This is a genomic window from Shewanella sp. 11B5 (assembly GCF_002836795.1).
Classification (GTDB): Bacteria; Pseudomonadota; Gammaproteobacteria; order Enterobacterales; family Shewanellaceae; genus Shewanella; species Shewanella frigidimarina.
The window spans coordinates 1-4059 of sequence record NZ_PJAP01000589.1 but is presented as its reverse complement, the minus strand read 5'-3'; the positions used below and the strand labels follow the sequence as shown (position 1 = coordinate 4059).

Here is a 4059-nt window from a genome sequence, read left to right as displayed (position 1 = left end):
TGGAGCCACACGCGCCATTAATTGAAGCAAGCCAAGTGCCTATATCAGCAAATGATGCTCCCATTAGACCGTATACGTTATCTAATGCGCTGCAAGTAGCCGAGCAAAAATTCCCGGGTTTTAAAAGTACCTACATTATGCTTCCAGAGCACAATCGAGATACTTATAAAGTGTATGGCCAGGGAGATCATATTTTCTATGATCAGTATGCTTATGGTGTGACAGTGAATCCCTGGAGCGGCACTATTGAAAGTGAAAGATCGCCAGCGGCAATGACAACCTTACAAACCCTATCGCATATTGCTGATCCACTGCATTACGGCACAATAGGTGGTTTGTGGACCAAAGTGATTTGGTTTATCTTCGGTATTTTTCTAACGGGAATGTCTATCACAGGATTTTTAATGTGGGGAAGTCGAACCGTAAAAGCCGCCAGAACCGACCTAGATGCTCCGTTGGCAATACACAACCCACAACTTGTCGAGCAGGAAGGTAACTAATGGCCCGCATTAAAAACACCATATGGAATCGTGACAAATATAAAATAAATGGCTTAGTGCTAGTGCTAGTTTGTTATTTTCTATATCAGTCTCTATTCCCGCAATTCCCTGATGCATGGGAAACTCAAGCGGTTGGCGCTTTTGAAATAACACCTATGCCGTATGATCTTGATCCGCCATATCTTCACGATGGTACCTACACTAAGGATTTTTTATTATTGTTTAGTAAGGGGCAGGTAAACAAGATCCGTCAAGCATATTTAAATATTGGCACAGAGCCTCTACCATTAGAAACATTACAAATGGGCGATGCAGGTATCTTGCACGGCAGTCAGCACGGACAAGAAGTTCATGCTATTGCACCAGAAGTATTAACAGCAGAACATAAGGCTTGGTTAACCATTGAAAATTGGCAGGGGCAACAAAAAGTCATTAGCTGGAAGTTACCTAATGCACTTTTTCAGCCATCAAACTAACCGATTATAGTCCTTGGAACGGCTTGGTATTATCAAGCCGTTTGTCGATGTTAAATGTAATAGCATTGCATTTAACATCGTATTCTTAGGCAGTTAAATGCCAAAGGCTTCGCGTTCAGAAACACATTCGTATTCAGCCATTTCAAATTCACGGCATATCAGCGGCCGAACTTCGTAAATCGAACACATCATCGTGTCTCGGTCTAGCGCTGCACACCAACCATCATCAAGTCGGCGCATCACTTCTCCGCCCCAATTATCTTTGGCTATATACACTTTAGGCACACCAGTTTCGGTTATTAACATTACTTCTAAGCGGCAACAACAGGCTTGGCAATTTGAACAGGTCACAGCTGCAGGTTGCTCTACAGCGCTTATCGATGCGGGAGTCGATGATTTATCGGACGACTCAGGGAACATGGTAATGATATTGGTGGGCATTTAAGGGCTGCAGTTGAACATTTGGGCTAAGGATACCGTAATTTTACGGCGTTGACGTTATCTGAGCACAAATAATCATGAGATTGGAATTTGCCAAGCTAACTCAATGAGCGCTTGGCTATTGAGGATTACAACGTAACCACTTTACCGGTTAGTGCAACGCCTGCAACAATATTGCCAGCACCGCACTGGAAAGTGTCATTGCTACTAGTAAGATTGTTTTTATAATTTGATTTGATTTCAACGACAGCATTACCGCCTTCTTTAACCGCTCGCTCTTTTAGCGCGATCATTGCCGATAAAAACACCCAATGGCAAGCTTCGATATCAGATTTGTTAAAGGCATTGGTCTTTTTGTTAGCACTGAATTCACCGATAATTTTTACTGGCTCTGAATAAGCCTGATCACCAAAATAAAACGCAACATTGCTGCCAAGTTTATTTTTTGCGTGTTCTGTACTCAGCGCATCTGCTACCGAATAACTGCCGACATCGTCGCGGGCATAAGAGATAGAAGGGGCAATAGCGAGTGCAAGAGATAACGCGATGATTTTGTTTTTCGTACCATTGTTTTTCATACTTAGAAACATCCTTTTAATTGGTTTGGCTTTTACGGTGAAAATCCTTTGTGCGAAGCAAAATAACATTAACTCACTGATTTTACACCTATCAATGAGAAATATTCAATTTTTAGGCAGATGATAACGTTAGACAGATGATAACGTCAGATAGAAACAATAAAGCATCAGCAGGTGTAATACAGTGTGTTGATTTATTTTGGATAAAAATAATGTCTATGCAATGATAATGTCTATCCAGTAATAAAGATTACCCATCAGACACCGACAATGACGAGTCTATATTTGCTTATTCATTAACCTTGGACAATGTCTAACTGGTGTTGTCCAAATGTAAGCATATAAGCCTTATCTCATCACTTTGCTACAGCGTTACGTTGAATCAGCTTCATTAAGGGTAACGCTTCACTTCCCTGTGATGGCGAGACTAATAGCATGGTTATTACTTTGTTTGTCTTAAACAGAGGCGGGGAGAACGGAGATAAATGTAACGGCTTGCATTGCTTAAGCCCATAAGTTCATCAGTACGATGGCTAATGCCAATGTTAATGCTGATGTGCCGACGATAATGAATTTCCTTCGCTGTCATAAAATCCTGAAGCGCTGTGTTCAATAAAACCTAAGTTGATCATTTTTCTAAAAAACGGGTCAGATTCATTATCGCCAATATCAGCAAAGTCGGTAGATTGGTACGTAGAGAATGTATCTAACTGTTGTTGAATCATTTTGTTGTCGTAAGTCACTTCGGTTAATTGCCAATTTACGGCTTTATCTGCAGATTCACCTTTATCTGACAATACAGTACTAATGCGTTGTACTAGTTTTTTTGCTGGAAACCACCATATATCAACCGTTTTTGTATTTGTTTGTTGTTGATAATGTTCTAGTTTATCTCAACCTTGCCCAGTCGTTTCAATGAGTGTTGATTGTTTTTGAAATAATGGGTGCAATAATTGTGCATGATATTGCCATGCTTGATTAGATATCGTCTTGGTTGCTTCATATTCAATGGCGCGTTTGTCATCAATAAAGTATGAGGTTTTTTTCATGTGATTATGTGGCAGTGTTGTCCATTGTGTTGCTACTTGTTGATTGCTGATGTGAAATACAGAATTTTGGGCTCTTAATAGTACCAGTTGGTTTTGTTTGTTTGATGCTGCATCGCGAGTCGTTTGTTCAATGTTATAGGTCGCCATAAGCGTAGTTGATTGGCAAGTGTCACTTGCTGAAGCAAATAACGGGAAAGTAATAGCGGTTAGTAACAATAGAGTTTTCATGTGTTTCATCTTATTGGCTGATTAAGTATCAAGGTGGAAGCTAAAAGTTAAAGAATAGGGGCGAACCCCTATTCTTTATTGATGACTTATTTAGCGGTCTTTATTGAGTTGCACCAGAAAGGTTGCCAGCGTAATCCATTACATGGAATATTAAGCTTTGCTCATTAGTCCCTGTAATTAAGTGAGCGCCAGGTCCTACAGCAAAAACGCCAACGTCTTCACCTGCATGCGTTTCACTGCCTAGTGGCACTAGCGACTCTTGGTGGAAACCTGCTGTTGATGTATCAATATCGGTTAAGTCAACACGGCCAGTTACCGCAGCCGCTGCATAACTGGCATCGGCATCAGTTTCTGTCCCTAAGTCTCTAAAGCCAAGGCCGTTGGTGTAACCTACCGTGGTATAAGGCATATCGTCTGAGGCTAAACTTGGCTCAGTTGCACCAATACCAACCACTTTACCTAAGATTGGGTTACCGCGTTTAGGGTAGCCTGCAATGGTAAATACATGGCTGTGATCAGCTGTAACAATAATTAAAGTGTCTTCTTGGCTTGTTGCATCAACCGCTACTTGCACTGCTTTAGCAAACTCAATCGCGTCATTTAGCGCGTTGTAAGCATTTCCGGCATGGTGAGCATGGTCAATACGACCAGATTCAACCGTTAAGAAGAATCCTTTATCGTTATTATTAAGCACCTTAATGGCAGTGGCGGTCATTTCTGACAAGCTAGGTTCACCGGCAATATCATTTTTACGGTCAGCTTCGTATTGCATGTGCGATTCGTTAAA

At 41.1% G+C, this 4059-nt stretch carries 7 protein-coding genes; 2 read left to right on the top strand and 5 right to left on the bottom strand.

All coding sequences use genetic code 11. From position 1 onward, the window contains the following. Together CXF78_RS13710 and CXF78_RS13705 are read left to right on the top strand one after the other, a co-directional pair. On the top strand, positions 1 to 500 hold a 500-nt coding region (locus CXF78_RS13710; RefSeq protein ID WP_145991452.1), incomplete at its 5' end, for a PepSY-associated TM helix domain-containing protein. Next, entirely contained in the window at positions 500 to 976 is a 477-nt protein-coding gene (locus CXF78_RS13705) for a hypothetical protein (protein ID WP_102037110.1), read from the top strand. The genes CXF78_RS13710 and CXF78_RS13705, both read left to right, overlap by 1 nt. A 93-nt stretch (positions 977 to 1069) precedes the next feature. On the opposite strand, the gene CXF78_RS13700 is transcribed toward CXF78_RS13705, so the two are convergent. From CXF78_RS13700 to CXF78_RS13680, 5 genes are all read right to left on the bottom strand, one after another. Further along, a complete protein-coding gene (locus CXF78_RS13700; RefSeq protein ID WP_049763595.1) occupies positions 1070 to 1396 on the bottom strand; it encodes a YkgJ family cysteine cluster protein in 327 nt (108 codons plus the stop codon). 149 nt (positions 1397 to 1545) lie between these two features. Then, positions 1546 to 1995, bottom strand: a complete 450-nt coding sequence (locus CXF78_RS13695; RefSeq protein WP_011637996.1) for a hypothetical protein — start codon at positions 1993 to 1995, stop codon at positions 1546 to 1548. Between the two features lie 545 nt (positions 1996 to 2540). Then, the gene (locus tag CXF78_RS13690; protein ID WP_102037108.1) at positions 2541 to 2792 is read right to left on the bottom strand and encodes a hypothetical protein; all 252 of its coding nucleotides are present in this window, start codon (positions 2790 to 2792) and stop codon (positions 2541 to 2543) included. A gap of 96 nt (positions 2793 to 2888) precedes the next feature. Next, entirely contained in the window at positions 2889 to 3272 is a 384-nt protein-coding gene (locus tag CXF78_RS13685) for a hypothetical protein (RefSeq protein ID WP_102037107.1), read from the bottom strand. Between the two features lie 100 nt (positions 3273 to 3372). Beyond that, a partial coding sequence (locus CXF78_RS13680) for an alkaline phosphatase (protein WP_180957142.1) occupies positions 3373 to 4059 on the bottom strand: 687 nt, incomplete at its 5' end.